Genomic DNA, 15,465 nt, shown 5'->3' on the forward strand with positions numbered 1-15,465 from the left:
GGCAGAAAATCGGATAGGCGCAAGCGTCGTGTCCGGACAGGAACCCGGGGGATCCCCAATGCTGAGTGGACTAGAGGCGGCCTTTTTCTACCTCTTCGCCTTTGTCGCGGTGGCATCGGCGTTCATGGTCATTTCGTCACGCAACCCCGTGCATTCGGTGCTGTTCCTGATCCTGACCTTCTTCAACGCCGCCGGCCTGTTCATGCTGACCGGCGCCGAGTTCCTGGCGATGATCCTGCTTGTCGTCTATGTCGGCGCCGTCATGGTGCTGTTTCTGTTCGTCGTCATGATGCTCGATGTCGACTTCGCCGAGATGAAGGAAGGAGCCCTGCAATACGCGCCGATCGGTGCGATGGTCGGGCTGATCCTGGCGGCGGAGCTGATTGTCGTGCTGGGCGGCTACACCTTCGCGCCGAAGCTCGCCTCGACGGTCGCAAAGCCCATTCCGGATATCGCCGCGCGCTCGAACACGGCAGCACTCGGCGACATCCTCTATACCGACTACCTCTATTACTTCCAGATTTCGGGCCTCATCCTGCTGGTTGCCATGATCGGCGCCATCGTCCTGACGCTACGCCACAAGGAAGGGGTCAAGCGGCAGTCGATCGCAGCCCAGGTCGGCCGCACGCCGGCGACCGGCATGGAAATCCGCAAGGTCAAGTCGGGCGAAGGAGTCTGAGATGGTCGTCGGCATCGCACATTATCTGGCCGTATCGGCGATCCTGTTCACGCTCGGCGTGTTCGGCATCTTCCTCAACCGCCGCAACATCATCGTCATCCTGATGTCGATCGAATTGATCCTGCTCGCCGTCAATATCAACTTCGTCGCCTTTTCGGCGGCGCTCGGCGATCTGGTCGGCCAGGTGTTCGCGCTGTTCGTGCTGACGGTCGCGGCGGCTGAAGCCGCAATCGGACTTGCCATTCTCGTCGTCTTCTTCCGCAACCGTGGCTCGATCGCGGTCGAAGATGTGAACGCCATGAAGGGTTGACGGAACCACCATGTATCAGGCCATCGTCTTCCTTCCACTGCTCGGCTTCCTGATCGTCGGCCTGTTCGGCACGTCGCTCGGTGCCAAGGCATCCGAATACATCACCTCCGGCTTCCTGGTGATCGCGGCCGTGCTGTCATGGGTCGCCTTCTTCAGCGTCGGTTTCGGCCATGGCGAGGTGTTCACCGTGCCGGTGCTGCACTGGATCCAGTCCGGCGGCCTGGACGTCTCCTGGGCGCTGCGGATCGACACGCTGACAGTGGTGATGCTGGTGGTGGTCAACACCGTGTCGGCGCTGGTTCACATCTATTCGATCGGCTACATGCACCACGATCCGAACCGGCCGCGATTCTTCGCCTATCTGTCGCTGTTCACCTTCGCCATGCTGATGCTGGTGACGGCCGACAACCTCGTGCAGATGTTCTTCGGCTGGGAAGGGGTGGGCCTCGCGTCCTACCTGCTGATCGGCTTCTGGTACAAGAAGCCGTCGGCCAATGCCGCCGCCATCAAGGCCTTCGTCGTCAACCGCGTCGGCGATTTCGGCTTCGCGCTCGGCATTTTCGGCCTGTTCGTGCTGTTCGGCTCGGTCAACCTCGGCACGATCTTCGCCAATGCGGCGACGTTCATCCCTGCTGAAGGCGCGCCGCAGGGTGCCGCCGTGCTCACCTTCCTCGGCCATGCTCTGGACAAGCAGGCGGCGATGACCGTCGTCTGCCTGCTGCTGTTCATGGGCGCCATGGGCAAGTCGGCGCAGGTGCCGCTGCACACCTGGCTGCCGGACGCCATGGAAGGCCCGACGCCGGTGTCGGCGCTCATCCATGCCGCCACCATGGTGACCGCCGGCGTGTTCATGCTGGCGCGGCTGTCGCCGCTGTTCGAATTGTCGCATTCGGCGCTGACGGTGGTGACCTTCATCGGTGCCTTCACCGCCTTCTTCGCGGCGACCGTCGGCCTGGTCCAGAACGACATCAAGCGCGTCATCGCCTATTCGACCTGCTCGCAGCTCGGCTACATGTTCGTGGCGCTCGGCGTCGGCGCCTATGGCGCGGCGATCTTCCATCTGTTCACGCACGCCTTCTTCAAGGCGCTGCTGTTCCTTGGCTCGGGCTCGGTCATCCATGCCGTCTCCGACGAGCAGGACATGCGCAAGATGGGCGGCTTGAGGACGCTGATCCCGACCACCTACTGGATGATGGTGATCGGCACGCTGGCGCTGACGGGCGTCGGCATTCCGGTGACCGTCATCGGCACCGCCGGCTTCTTCTCCAAGGACGCCATCATCGAGACGGCCTTTGCCGGGCACAATTCGGTCGCGGGGCTGGCCTTCGTGGCCCTGGTCATCGCCGCCGGCTTCACCTCCTTCTACTCCTGGCGGCTGATCTTCATGACCTTCCATGGCGAGCCGCGGGCGAGCCACGAGGTGATGCATCACGTCCATGAATCACCGCCGGTGATGCTGGTGCCGCTGTTCATCCTGGCGGCCGGCGCTTTGTTTGCCGGCGTCATCTTCCACGGCGCCTTCATCGGCGAGGGCTACGCCGAATTCTGGAAGGCGTCGCTGTTCACGCTGGCGGACAACCACATCCTGCACGAGATCCACGAACTGCCGCTTTGGGTCGAGATCTCGCCCTTCATCGCCATGCTGATAGGGCTCGCGGTGGCCTGGCAGTTCTACATCCGGTCGCCGGAAATGCCGAGGAATCTCGCTGCCCAGCATCGCGGACTCTACGCCTTCCTGCTCAACAAGTGGTATTTCGACGAGCTTTACGACTTCCTGTTCGTGCGGCCGGCCAAGCGCCTCGGTTCCTTCCTGTGGAAGACCGGTGACGGGACCATCATCGATGGGCTCGGGCCGGACGGCATTTCGGCGCGCGTCGTCGATGTCACCAACCGCGTCGTCAAGCTGCAGACCGGCTATCTCTACCACTATGCCTTCGCCATGCTGATCGGCGTTGCCGCACTCGTCACCTGGATGATGCTCTGATGACCGCCTGGCCAATCCTCTCGCTGGTCACCTTCCTGCCGCTGGTTGGTGTGCTGCTGATCCTGTTCATCAACGATGACAGCGAAAACGCGCGACGCAACATCCGCGCCATTGCGTTGATAACCACGGCATTCACCTTCCTGGTGTCGCTGTTGATCTGGACCGGCTTCGACAATTCGCAGGCCGGCTTCCAGTTCGTCGAAAAGGTCGCCTGGCTGGACTCCGGCATTTCCTACCATATAGGCGTCGACGGCATTTCCATGCTGTTCGTTATCCTGACGACCTTCCTGATGCCGCTTTGCATCCTGGCGTCGTGGGAAGCGATCGAGAAGCGCGTCAAGGCCTACATGATCGCCTTCCTGCTTCTGGAAACGCTGATGATCGGCGTGTTCTGCGCGTTGGATATCGTGCTGTTCTACGTCTTCTTCGAAGCCGGCCTGATCCCGATGTTCATCATCATCGGCGTGTGGGGCGGCAAGCGGCGCGTCTACGCCTCGTTCAAATTCTTCCTCTATACGCTGGCCGGCTCGGTGCTGATGCTGCTCGCCATCATGGCGATGTTCTTCCAGTCCGGCACCACCGACATCCCGACGCTTTTGACGCACAGCTTCCCGGCCAACATGCAGACCTGGTTGTGGCTCGCCTTCTTCGCCTCCTTCGCGGTGAAGATGCCGATGTGGCCGGTACATACCTGGCTGCCCGACGCGCATGTCGAGGCGCCGACGGCAGGCTCGGTCATCCTGGCCGCCATCCTGCTGAAAATGGGCGGGTACGGCTTCCTGCGCTTCTCCCTGCCGATGTTCCCGCTGGCGTCCGAGATGTTCGCGCCGCTGGTGTTCACGCTGTCGGTCGTCGCCATCATCTACACCTCGCTGGTGGCGCTGATGCAGGAGGACATGAAGAAGCTGATCGCCTATTCCTCGGTCGCCCATATGGGCTTCGTCACCATGGGCATCTTCGCCATGAACCAGGAAGGCGTGCAGGGCGCGATCTTCCAGATGCTCAGCCACGGCCTGGTCTCGGGCGCGCTGTTCCTGTGCGTCGGCGTCATCTATGACCGCATGCATACCCGCGAGATCGCCGCCTATGGCGGCCTCGTCAACAACATGCCGAAATACGCCACCGTGTTCATGATCTTCACCATGGCCAATGTCGGCCTGCCTGGCACGTCAGGCTTCGTCGGCGAGTTCCTGACTATGCTCGGCGTGTTCCGCGTCAACACCTGGGTGGCGTTCTTCGCCGCCACCGGCGTCATCCTGTCGGCCGCCTACGCGCTTTGGCTCTATCGCCGGGTGATCTTCGGCGCACTGACCAAGGACAGCCTGAAGGGACTGCTCGATCTGTCGACCCGCGAGAAGGCGATCATCTATCCACTGGTCGTGCTGGTCATCTTCTTCGGCGTCTATCCCGCACCCGTCTTCGACGCGACGGCCCAATCGGTCAAGTCGCTCGTCACCAATGTCACCGCATCCATCGGCGCCGCGCAGACCGCGGCGGCGAACTGACCCAGGGGTTTTGCGAACCATGACGCCGGACCTTCTCTCCAGCCTGTCGCTCTCGACGCCCGAGCTGATCCTTGCCATCGGCGCGCTCGCGCTGCTGATGGTCGGGGCCTATTCGCGTTCCAACACCGCCAATACGGTGACCGGCCTTGCCGTCGCCGTGCTGGTGGTCGCAGGCGCCTGGCTGATCTTCCACGCAGGGCAGGGCACCGCCTATGGCAATGCCTTCATCCAGGATTCCTTCGCCCGCTTCATGAAGGTGCTGGCGCTGGTCGGTTCGGCGGTCACGCTCATCATGTCGATGCGCTTTGCCAAGGCGGAGCGTTTCGACAAGTTCGAATATCCGGTGCTGATCCTGCTTTGCACGCTCGGCATGATGCTGATGATTTCGGCCAACGGCATGATCGGGCTCTATCTCGGCCTCGAACTGCAGTCGCTGGCGATCTACGTGCTGGCGGCGATCAATCGCGACAATCTGCGTTCGACCGAGGCCGGCCTGAAATATTTCGTCCTCGGCGCGCTGTCCTCGGGCATGCTGCTCTACGGTATCAGCCTGGTCTACGGTTACACCGGCAACACCGGTTTCCAGGAGATCGCCACCGCACTTGGCGGCGGCGAGCGCCAGCTTGGCCTCGTCGTCGGCCTCGTCTTCGTGCTGGCCGGGCTTGCCTTCAAGATCTCGGCGGTGCCGTTCCACATGTGGACGCCAGACGTCTATGAAGGTGCGCCGACGCCGGTGACGGCCTTCCTGGCGGCAGCGCCGAAAATGGCGGCGATGGCGCTGATCGTGCGCGTCACCATGGGGGCGTTCAAGCCGATCGCTTCCGACTGGCAGCAGATCATCGTCTTCATCTCGATCGCCTCGATGGCGCTTGGCGCTTTCGCCGCCATCGGCCAGACCAACATCAAGCGGCTGATGGCCTATTCCTCGATCGGCCATATGGGCTACGCGCTGGTCGGCCTCGCCGCCAACAGCCAGGCCGGTGTGCGCGGCGTCGCCATCTATATGCTGATCTACCTGGTGATGACGTTGGGCACCTTCGCCTTCATCCTCGCCATGCGGCGCAAGGAAGGCAATGTCGAGCAGATCAGCGATCTCGCCGGCCTGTCGTCGACCAACCCTGTGATGGCGACGATCCTGACGGTCCTGATGTTCTCGCTGGCCGGCATTCCGCCGCTCGCCGGCTTCTGGGGGAAGTGGTACGTCTTCCTCGCAGCCATCAACGCCAATCTCTACGCGCTGGCGATCATCGGCGTGCTGGCCTCGGTGGTGGGCGCCTACTATTATCTGCGCATCATCAAGATCATGTGGTTCGATGAGCCGGTCGGCGGCTTCGTGCCGATGGCCAGCGAATTGCGTGTCGTGCTCGGCGTCAGTGGCGCGTTCGTGCTCTTCTATGTGCTGATCGGCGGGCCGATCGGCACCTATGCCGAAGCCGCCGCCAAGACATTTTTCTGACGGGATGGCATTTCGGCTGGCTCCAACCTCGGCGTCGGAAGGGTTCCGGCTCGAAGCGCATGACAGTGTCGGCTCCACCAACGCGCTGGCGCTGGACCATGCCCGGGCGGGCGACCCGGGCAAGCTTTGGGTCGTTTCCAAAAAACAGGAAAGCGGGCGCGGCCGGCGTGGCCGTGCCTGGGCAACGCCGGAAGGCAATCTGGCGGCGACGCTGCTTGTCATCACCGCCGGCGAGCTTCGCCTTGCCGCGACGCTTGGCTTTGTCGCCGGGCTGGCGCTGGCCGACGCGCTCGACGCGGTGGTGCCGAAGAGCCGCATCGCGATAGGCCTCGACGGTGCGAGCCAGGGACGGAACCGCTTCGAGCTGAAATGGCCAAACGACGTGCTCGCCTCCGGGGCCAAGCTCGCCGGCATCCTCTTGGAGTCGGCGATGCTTGATGGTGGCCGTTTCGCGGTGGCGGTAGGCATCGGTGTCAACGTGGTGGCGCACCCGCAGGATTTGCCGTATCCCGCGACATCGCTTCACGCGTTGGGCGCGGCTTGCGATGCCGAAACGCTGTTTCTGGCGCTGTCGGATGCCTGGAGCGAGAATGCCCGCCTTTGGGATGAAGGGCGTGGCCTTGCAGCCATCAGGAAGCGTTGGCTGGCCCGCGCCGCGGGCCTTGGTGCTGAGGTTGCTGTCAGAATTGACGGTAATGTGGTGCGTGGCGTGTTCGAGACTATTGACGAGGACTGCCGTTTCGTGATCCGCGACGATGAGGGAGCCGTTTTGACGGTCGCCGCCGGAGATGTGCATTTCGGCGCGGTCGCGTCCGCGCGGGTATAGTTTTGTTCTTGAGCAATTCCGGGCTGAAAACGGTTAGACACTTTTGCTGGAATTGCTTTAACGGCTTGGCCTGAGGGCCATGAAGGGAAAAATCATGGCGAAAGCGGACAACGCCGAACTCGTTTTCGTGCCGCTTGGCGGCGTCGGCGAGATCGGCATGAACTTCGCCCTCTACGGCTACGGCCCGCCGAGCGCGCGCGAGTGGATCGTGATCGATGTCGGCGTCACCTTTCCCGACGCGGCGCATCCGGGCGTCGACCTGATCCTGCCCGACACGCGCTTTATCGAGGAGAACCTCGCTAATTTGCGCGGCATCATCATCACTCACGCGCATGAGGACCATTACGGTGCGCTGCTCGACACCTGGCCGAAGCTGAAGGCGCCGGTCTGGATGACGCCATTCAGCGCCGGGCTGCTGGAAGCCAAGCGGCAGGGCGAGCAGGGCGCACCGAAGATCCCGCTGTCGATCTACCGGGCCGGCGAAAAGTTCACCGTCGGTCCCTTCGAGATTGAAGCCATTCCGGTGGCGCATTCCATCCCCGAGCCGATGTCGCTGGCGATCACCTCGCCGGCCGGCACCGTCATCCATACCGGCGACTGGAAGATCGATCCGGAACCGACGATCGGACCCAAGACCGATGAGGCGCGTTTCCGCGCCTATGGCGACAAGGGCGTGCTGGCGCTGATCTGCGATTCGACCAACGCGCTGCGCGAAGGCGATTCACCCTCGGAAGTGGCCGTGGGCGAAGGCCTGAAAGGTGTCATCCAGGCCGCCAAGGGCCGCGTCGCCGTCACCACTTTTTCCTCCAATGTCGGACGTATCGTCTCGATCGCCCGGGCGGCGCGCGATGCCGGCCGCCAGTGCCTGGTGCTCGGCCGCTCGCTGAAGCGCGTCATCGATGTCGCTGACGAGCTTGGCTACATGGACGGTCTGCCGGAGTTCATCGCCGAGGAGGATTTCGGTTTCATCCCGCGCGAGAACCTGGTCATCATCTGCACCGGCAGCCAGGGCGAGCCGCTGGCGGCGCTGGCGAAACTGTCGCGCGATGAGATGAAATCGGTGTCGCTGACGGCGGGCGACACCGTGGTGTTTTCTTCGCGCACCATTCCCGGCAACGAGAAGGCGATCCTCGAAATCAAGAACCGCCTGATCGATCTCGGCATCAAGATCATCGAGGACGGCGATGCGCTGGTGCATGTCTCCGGCCATCCCCGGCGCAGCGAACTGCGCAAGATGTATGAATGGGTGCGCCCGCAGATCGGCGTTCCCGTACACGGCGAGGCCGCGCATCTGGTGGCGCAGGGTTCGCTGATGTCGATGTCGGGCATCGGCCAGGTGGCGCAGGTGCGCGATGGCGACATGCTGCGGCTGGCGCCAGGTCCCGCCACCATCATCGACCAGGTGCCGTTCGGCCGCGTCTACAAGGACGGCAATCTGATCGGCACCGACCGGGCCATGGGTATTCGCGACCGGCGCAAATTGTCCTTTGCCGGTCATGTCGCGGTCAATGTCGTTCTCGACGATAAGTATGAACTGGCCGGCGATCCAGATCTGGTCGCAATCGGCGTCGCCGAGGCCGATGCCCGTGGCGAGACGCTCGAGGACCTGATGATCGATGCGGCCGTCGGCGCGGTCGATTCGATCCCGCGTCAGCGCCGCAAGGACCTCGACCTTGTGCAGGAGGCGGTGCGGCGCGCGGTGCGCGGCGCGGCCAACGAAGCCTGGGGCAAGAAACCGCTGGTGACTGTTTTCGTAACCCGTTGAGAGGGGCAGGGGCTGGTCAGACGTTCAACTGATAGCTGACCGGAATCCAGCGAAAGGACCCGCCTATCTGCCCGACATAGCCCAGGCCCGGAAACGGCATGTGATGCCCTGCGACGAGCAGGCGCCGCTCCGACGCCATCCTCAGCAGCCGCTTGCGGGTCTCGATTGCCCTTTCCTTGTCATCGTCGAAATCGGCATGCCACTCCGGATGCTGGATGGACACGACATGGTGCAGGAAAGCGTCCGACCAGATCAGCAGTTCCTGTCCGCCGCTTTCGACAAGGAAGGCCAAAAGCCCGGGTGAGTGACCGGCCGCGTCGATGGCGGTGATGCCCGGCACCACTTCGTCTCCAGGCGCTATGAATGTCGCGCGATCGGCCAGTCCGGTGCAAATCCGCCTGAAGAGATCACGGTTGGCCAACCTGGCCGGGCGCACCGCATTTCCTTCGGTCCAGAAGGCGAATTCCGTCGCGCCGAATACATAGCGCGCCCGGCTGAAAACCGGTTCGCCCTTCCGGACAAGCCCGCCAATGTGGTCCGGGTGCCCGTGCGTGATGACCACCACATCGATGTCATCGGGGCCGAGCCCAAGGGCCTGCAAGCAGTCCAGGAGTGAACTGTCTTCATCTCCGCAGCCAGTGTCGAACAGGATCTTGTCGGAACCGGTGTCGATCAGCGTCGGGATGAAGCAATGCTCGTAGCGGTCCGGGTCGATGAAATTCGAGACCGCGAGTTCGTGCACGGCCGCCGGCGGCTGTCCGGCCGCGAAGGCCGATGCAAGCGTGTCTCTGATATCGACGGCGTCGAGCAAAGCGGCAACTTTGAACGACCCAAGATCGAAGGTGAACACGCGGGCGCGGGCAGGGCTGATTCCGGACATTGCCGTTTGTACTTCGCTGATGTCGTTTGCAACAGGTGCGACAGTGCGCGCTTCCTGAAAGGCTGTCGGTCTCGGTTGATTTGACGTATGACGCCAACCTTGGATCTGGGAGAAAAAAGCTTGCCATGCTCGGACGGCTGAACCATGTCGCGCTTGCGGTGCCGGATTTGACTGCCGCCATTGCCGCTTACCGCAACACACTCGGCGCCGAAGTGACCGAGCCGCAGGCTTTGCCGGAGCATGGCGTCACCGCGGTGTTCGTCAATGTCGGCAACACCAAGATCGAATTGCTGGAGCCGATCGGCGAGAACTCGCCGATCGCGGCATTCCTGGCGAAGAACCCGTCGGGCGGCATGCATCATCTCTGCTACGAGGTCGACGATATCCTGGCCGCGCGCGACCAGCTCAAGGCCGCCGGCGCCCGCGTGCTTGGCGACGGCAATCCCAAGCTGGGTGCGCATGGCAAGCCGGTGTTGTTCCTGCATCCGAAGGATTTCTTCGGTACGCTGATCGAACTGGAGCAATCATGAGCTGGGTCTCGTTCACCGCCTTGTTTTTCGCGACCTGGTGGGTGGTGCTGTTTGCCGTTCTGCCGTTCAGCGTCAAGACGCAGGATGACGATCACGACGTGACGCTGGGCACGGTTGCGAGCGCGCCGCGCGGGCCGCATATGTTGCGTGCCGTGATCCGCACCACCATCGCGACGGCGATCCTGATGGGCATTTTCTACGGTTTGACGCACGGGCTGGGATATAGCCTCAGCGACATCCCGCACATCGTGCCGGATTTCGGCCAGACCCCAGCGAAATAGAGAGCCCGGCAAGGCTGCTCCCCAAGGTGCTCCAACGAGATCGGAGCGCTGCGGATGATATTGGGATGCCGCCCCGCCTGCCGGCCATGGGCTGCTAACGCAAGGTCATGTAGCCTGGCAATTCGCGGCGCTAACCAGATGATTGCACAAAAAAAATGCAAGGCACAAGGCCTTGCAATTAAACGCGTCCGATCTGTTTCCGGTGTCCGGCGGCAGCGAATAACCGCGCCTAGATCGCATCCTCCCAAGACTTTGACCGCGTAGGAAGGCAGATTTGTTTCTGCCCTCTCGGTTATCGGGGCACATTAGCCTAACGGAAATGAAAATGTCACGAAGAATTTTGCCTTGAAACGGGCATTCTCGTGCTGCACTGCACAATAGTGCGGCAGGCTTTGCTTTTGAAACGGACAGCCAGGGTCGATAGAGCCTTTGCGGCATGTTCGCGATTGACGCGCGCAAAGAATTGGGGGGCAAATCCGAAGAGGTTCGGTGCGTTCCATTGTTGGCGCGGACTGATCCGAAGCGCGGGATTCCGGGACGGAAGGGGCTGATGTGGTGGGATGGCCGGGTTTCCATTCGGTCATGAAATCGCTATGAAGCCGGGGCAAGCAAGCCTGCGCCCCGCCGATTCTGGCGTGGCCATTCTCATTCACGGACCAGTCCATGCGTTTGTCGCGCTATTTCCTGCCTATCCTTAAAGAAAATCCGCGCGAGGCCGAAATCGTCTCGCATCGGCTGATGCTGCGCGCCGGCATGATCCGTCAGCAGGGGCAGGGCAGTTTTTCCTGGCTGCCGCTGGGCAAGCGGGTGCTGGACAAGGTCTGCAAGATCATCCGCGAGGAGCAGAACCGCGCCGGTGCGCTGGAGATCCTGATGCCGACCATCCAGTCGGCCGATCTGTGGCGCGAAAGCGGCCGTTACAACGACTACGGCAAGGAGATGCTGCGCATCAAGGACCGCCAGGACCGCGACATGCTCTACGGACCGACCAACGAGGAAATGGTCACCGAGATTTTTCGTGCCTACGTCAAGTCCTACAAGGACCTGCCGCTCAACCTCTACCACATCCAGTGGAAGTTCCGTGACGAGGTGCGGCCGCGCTTCGGCGTGATGCGTTCGCGCGAATTCCTGATGAAGGACGCCTATTCCTTCGATCTCGACTTCGAGGGCGCGCGAGCCGCCTATAACAGGATGTTCGTGTCCTATCTCCGGACCTTCACCCGCATGGGCCTGCAGGCAATCCCGATGCGGGCCGACACCGGACCGATCGGCGGCGATCTCAGCCATGAGTTCATCATCCTGGCCGATACCGGCGAGAGCCAGGTTTTCTGCCATCGCGATTATCTGTCGCTTGCCGTGCCCGGCGCGAACACCGACTTCGCCAATGACGGCGAGATATCGGATATCGTCAAGACGTGGACGACGCCTTACGCCGCCACCGACGAGATGCATGACGAGGCGGGCTGGGAGAAGGTCCCGACAGGCGACCGGGTCTCGGCGCGCGGCATCGAGGTCGGCCATATCTTCCACTTCGGCGAGAAATACTCCAAGCCGATGGGCGCCAAGGTGACCGGCCCCGACGGCAAGGATCATTTCGCCTCCGGCGGCTCCTACGGCATCGGCCCGTCGCGGCTGGTCGCGGCGATCATCGAGGCCAGCCACGACGAGAACGGCATTATCTGGCCGGAAGCGGTGGCGCCGTTCGATATCGGCCTGATCAACATGAAGGCGGGCGACGCCGACTGCGACCGCGTCTGCGACGAACTCAACGCTGCCTTCACCGCCGCCGGCAAGGACGTGCTCTACGACGATACCGACCAGCGGCCGGGCGGCAAATTCGCCACCGCCGACCTGATCGGCCTGCCGTGGCAAGTGATTGTCGGGCCGCGCGGCGTGGCCGCCGGCGAAGTCGAGATCAAGAATCGCAAGAGCGGCGAGCGCGTGACGCTGCCGATCGCCGACGCGGCAAAACGCTTCGGTGTCACCGCATGAGCGAGGCGGCGGCAGCGAGATCGGCGGGCGCCGGCCCGTTCTCAATCTTCGAACGCACGGTTGCGTGGCGCTATTTGCGCTCGCGGCGCAAGGAGACGGTGATCTCGGTGATCGCCTCGATCTCCTTTCTCGGCATCATGCTGGGCGTCGCCACGCTGATCGTGGTCATGGCCGTGATGAACGGATTCCGCGCCGAGCTTTTGACGCGCATACTCGGCGTCAACGGCCATCTGATCGTGCAGCCGCTCGATTCGCCACTTGAGGACTATGCCCAGGTCGCCAGCCGCATCAACGGCGTGTCCGGCGTCAAATACGCTATTCCGCTGATCGATGGCCAAGTGCTGGCGCAAGGCAATGTCGGCGGCGGCACCGGCGCGCTGGTGCGCGGTATCTGGGGTGAAGACCTCGGCAAGATCGCCATCGTGGCCAGCAACATCAAGCAAGGCACGCTCGCCGATTTCGATACCGGCGAGGGCGTCGCCATCGGCAAGCGCATGGCCGAGAATCTCGGCTTGGCGCTCGGCGATACCATCACCTTGATCTCGCCGGACGGGGATGTGACGCCGCTCGGCACCACACCGCGCATGAAGGGCTACAAGATCGCCGCGATCTTCGAAGTCGGCATGTCGGAGTATGACAGCTCCATCGTCTACATGCCGTTCTCCGAAGCGCAGCTCTATTTCAACATGGACGGCCGGGCGCAGACGATCGAGATCTACGTCGACAATCCCGATGATGTCGATGCGCTGAAACCGAAGGTGGAAGAGGCGGCGCAACGCCCCATCGACCTCGTCGACTGGCGCCAGCGCAACGAGACCTTCTTTTCCGCCCTTCAGGTCGAGCGCAACGTGATGTTCATGATCCTGACGCTGATCGTGCTGGTGGCGGCGCTCAACATTATTTCCGGACTGATCATGCTGGTGAAGGACAAGGGGCATGACATCGCCATCCTGCGCACCATGGGCGCCTCGCGTAATGCCATCCTGCGAATCTTTCTGATGACCGGAGCGGCGATCGGCGTGACGGGCACGCTCGCCGGCGTGCTGCTCGGCGTCCTGATCTGCACCAACATCGAATCGATCCGCCAGTTCTTCTCCTGGATGACCGGCAAGGTGCTGTTCAATCCGGAGCTGTATTTCCTCAGCCAGTTGCCGGCCAAGATGGATCCGCGCGAGACGACCTATGTCATCATCATGGCGCTGGCGCTGTCCTTCCTGGCAACAGTGTTTCCAGCGTGGCGGGCGGCCCGTCTCGATCCGGTCGAAGCCTTGAGGTACGAGTAGTGGCCGAGGTCATTATCGAGTTGAAGAGCGTCGAGCGGCACTACGTCCAGGGGCCGCGCAAGCTCACCATCCTGAACGGCGCCGACTTCTCGCTGCGGCGCGGCGAAATGGTGGCGCTGGTGGCGCCGTCGGGCACCGGCAAGTCGACGCTGCTGCATACGGCGGGCCTGCTGGAGCGTCCCGACGCCGGAGACGTGATCCTGTCCGGCCGCGCCTGCGGCCGGTTGTCCGATGATGAGCGCACCTCGATCCGCCGCAACGATGTCGGCTTCGTCTACCAGTTCCATCATTTGCTGCCGGAGTTTTCGGCGCTGGAAAACATCATGATGCCGCAGCTCATCAAGGGGCTGCCGCGCAAGGAAGCGGGCGAGCGCGCCGCGCAACTGCTCGACTACATGCAGATCGGCAAGCGGGCGTCGCACCGGCCATCCGAGCTGTCCGGCGGCGAGCAGCAGCGTGTCGCCATTGCGCGAGCTGTCGCCAATGCGCCGCTGGTGCTGCTCGCCGACGAGCCGACCGGCAACCTGGACCCGGTCACCGCCTCCTACGTCTTCGAGGCGCTGGAAGCGCTGGTGCGGCAATCGGGTCTCGCCGCGCTGATCGCCACCCACAATCACGAACTGGCATCGCGCATGGACCGGCGGGTCACGCTCTCCGACGGCAAGGTGGTGCCGCTTTAGCCTGTGCGTCAGGTGTTGCCGGCCTGACCTGAAACTCAACACCTGCGTGTTTCGCGAGTGCCCGACGCCCGCCATTTCCCCTGCCTGTTGATAGGCGGCGGGCTGTCAACCTTTTCTTAACCCTGCCGATCTGATCGCCCGGAGATTTTGGATGCGGTCGGATTCTGTTCGTTGACAATGGAACAAAATTAGAACAAATTAGAAACATATCCACAACAGGAGAGAGTTATGACCGATTTGGTTCAGGATGTCATCTCGCTGGTTTGCATGAGTGCGTTTCTTGTTTCCATGGCGATCTGGATCGGAGCCATGTGAGTTGGCGGCATCCGCCATCGCTGTTTCCCGATGGCCGTAAGCCGCTCCGCCGTTAAGCTTTTCTTGCCGCCGCGACGTTAGGGTGCGCCTCCAGGCAGGAGCAACGTCCAGGTGTCGCCCATCGTCACGGCCATTCTCGTGGCCAGCAATCTCGGGCTGATCTTTCTCTTGATGACCGTGCCGCTCGGTTTGCGCACGGTCCGGTCGAGCCGCGTCGTCGCAATGGACCGGCAGCGCTTGTGGCAGGCGCTGTGGCCGCTTGGCAGCGATGCCGGCTGGTCCGGCGAGATCCTGTCGGCGCAGCCACTGGACGAAGAGGGCGTGGCCCGCATCATGCTGTCGTGGGAAGGCCGCGACGGCAAGCCGATCGAGCGCAGGGCGCGGTTTGAAGATGTCGTCGAGGGCAGCCGCTTCTCGATGCGGGTGATCGAGGACACCGCGCTCGATGGCTCGTTCTGGAAGGATTATGGCGAGACCGCCGAACTGGTTTCGCAGGGCAGCGGCACACGCGTGACGCTCAGCCGCACAGACCGGTATCGCGGCGTCGCTTTCCTGGTGTTCCGGTACTTCGCCATGCGCCGCGAGCTCTCCAAGCTGCAGTGTTGGGCAAAGACCGGGCAGTACCGCAAGGGCGGCTGGTTCGAGCATCCGCTGAGCCAGGTCGGCTTTGCCGTGCTGTCGGCGTTGATGCTGTGGCCGTTCTTCGGCCTTCATCTGGGCGGGCTGGCGTTGGCCGCGATCCTGACGTCGGTGGTGGCACTGCACGAACTCGGCCACATGGCGGCGTTTCGGCTGACGGGCCATCGCAGGGCGCGGATGATCTTCATCCCGCTGCTTGGCGGCATCGCCATTGGCGGCCGGCCCTACAACAGCCGTTTCGAAGTGGCCTTCGTGGCGTTGATGGGGGCGGGGTTCTCCGCCTTCCTGGTGCCGATCGTCATTGCCGCCAGCGTGCTTGCCGGCGGCGAGGGCCATAAGG

14 protein-coding genes are annotated in these 15,465 nt (G+C 62.8%); 13 read left to right on the forward strand and 1 reads right to left on the reverse strand.

All coding sequences use genetic code 11. The annotated features are described in order from the left end of the window. The first annotated feature begins 58 nt into the window (after positions 1-58). The 7 genes from O7A61_RS17805 to O7A61_RS17835 all read left to right on the forward strand — a co-directional run bounded on the left by O7A61_RS17805 (position 59) and on the right by O7A61_RS17835 (position 8,525). Positions 59-679 (forward strand): NADH-quinone oxidoreductase subunit J, encoded by a 621-nt coding sequence (locus tag O7A61_RS17805; protein ID WP_337130909.1) that lies wholly within the window; start codon positions 59-61, stop codon positions 677-679. A 1-nt stretch (position 680) separates the two neighbouring features. Beyond that, positions 681-989, forward strand: a complete 309-nt coding sequence (gene nuoK, locus O7A61_RS17810) for an NADH-quinone oxidoreductase subunit NuoK (RefSeq protein ID WP_027145288.1) — start codon at positions 681-683, stop codon at positions 987-989. Positions 990-999: 10 nt separating this feature from the next. Beyond that, on the forward strand, positions 1,000-2,973 hold the full coding sequence (gene nuoL / locus O7A61_RS17815) for an NADH-quinone oxidoreductase subunit L (RefSeq protein ID WP_337130910.1): 1,974 nt from the start codon (positions 1,000-1,002) through the stop codon (positions 2,971-2,973). Then, the gene (locus tag O7A61_RS17820; RefSeq protein WP_337106486.1) at positions 2,973-4,478 is read left to right on the forward strand and encodes an NADH-quinone oxidoreductase subunit M; all 1,506 of its coding nucleotides are present in this window, start codon (positions 2,973-2,975) and stop codon (positions 4,476-4,478) included. Before nuoL ends, O7A61_RS17820 begins: the two co-directional genes overlap by 1 nt. A gap of 19 nt (positions 4,479-4,497) precedes the next feature. Next, a complete protein-coding gene (gene nuoN / locus O7A61_RS17825) occupies positions 4,498-5,934 on the forward strand; it encodes an NADH-quinone oxidoreductase subunit NuoN (protein WP_337130911.1) in 1,437 nt (478 codons plus the stop codon). Positions 5,935-5,938: 4 nt separating this feature from the next. Next, a complete protein-coding gene (locus O7A61_RS17830; RefSeq protein WP_337106484.1) occupies positions 5,939-6,760 on the forward strand; it encodes a biotin--[acetyl-CoA-carboxylase] ligase in 822 nt (273 codons plus the stop codon). A 94-nt stretch (positions 6,761-6,854) separates the two neighbouring features. Further along, positions 6,855-8,525: a ribonuclease J gene (locus tag O7A61_RS17835; protein WP_337130912.1), complete on the forward strand. Its 1,671-nt coding sequence runs from the start codon at positions 6,855-6,857 to the stop codon at positions 8,523-8,525. A 16-nt stretch (positions 8,526-8,541) separates the two neighbouring features. On the opposite strand, the gene O7A61_RS17840 is transcribed toward O7A61_RS17835, so the two are convergent. Further along, a complete protein-coding gene (locus O7A61_RS17840) occupies positions 8,542-9,405 on the reverse strand; it encodes an MBL fold metallo-hydrolase (protein ID WP_337130913.1) in 864 nt (287 codons plus the stop codon). Positions 9,406-9,530: 125 nt separating this feature from the next. Here O7A61_RS17840 and mce point away from each other — a divergent pair, with 125 nt between their 5' ends. From mce to O7A61_RS17870, 6 genes are all read left to right on the forward strand, one after another. Beyond that, a complete protein-coding gene (gene mce / locus O7A61_RS17845; RefSeq protein ID WP_337130914.1) occupies positions 9,531-9,935 on the forward strand; it encodes a methylmalonyl-CoA epimerase in 405 nt (134 codons plus the stop codon). Continuing rightward, positions 9,932-10,216: a DUF1467 family protein gene (locus O7A61_RS17850; RefSeq protein WP_337130915.1), complete on the forward strand. Its 285-nt coding sequence runs from the start codon at positions 9,932-9,934 to the stop codon at positions 10,214-10,216. The genes mce and O7A61_RS17850 overlap by 4 nt, the downstream gene beginning before the upstream one ends. Before the next feature lie 663 nt (positions 10,217-10,879). Continuing rightward, positions 10,880-12,208 (forward strand): proline--tRNA ligase, encoded by a 1,329-nt coding sequence (gene proS / locus O7A61_RS17855; RefSeq protein ID WP_337130916.1) that lies wholly within the window; start codon positions 10,880-10,882, stop codon positions 12,206-12,208. Beyond that, positions 12,205-13,491: a lipoprotein-releasing ABC transporter permease subunit gene (locus O7A61_RS17860; protein ID WP_337130917.1), complete on the forward strand. Its 1,287-nt coding sequence runs from the start codon at positions 12,205-12,207 to the stop codon at positions 13,489-13,491. The genes proS and O7A61_RS17860 overlap by 4 nt, the downstream gene beginning before the upstream one ends. Beyond that, complete coding sequence (locus O7A61_RS17865; protein WP_027145277.1) at positions 13,491-14,171, forward strand: ABC transporter ATP-binding protein; 681 nt, start codon at positions 13,491-13,493, stop codon at positions 14,169-14,171. Before O7A61_RS17860 ends, O7A61_RS17865 begins: the two co-directional genes overlap by 1 nt. Positions 14,172-14,597: 426 nt before the next feature. After that, on the forward strand, positions 14,598-15,465 hold an 868-nt coding region (locus O7A61_RS17870; RefSeq protein WP_337130918.1), incomplete at its 3' end, for a site-2 protease family protein.

The sequence above is a fragment of the Mesorhizobium sp. Cs1321R2N1 genome (genome assembly GCF_037179725.1).
GTDB classification, from domain to species: domain Bacteria; phylum Pseudomonadota; class Alphaproteobacteria; order Rhizobiales; family Rhizobiaceae; genus Mesorhizobium; species Mesorhizobium salmacidum.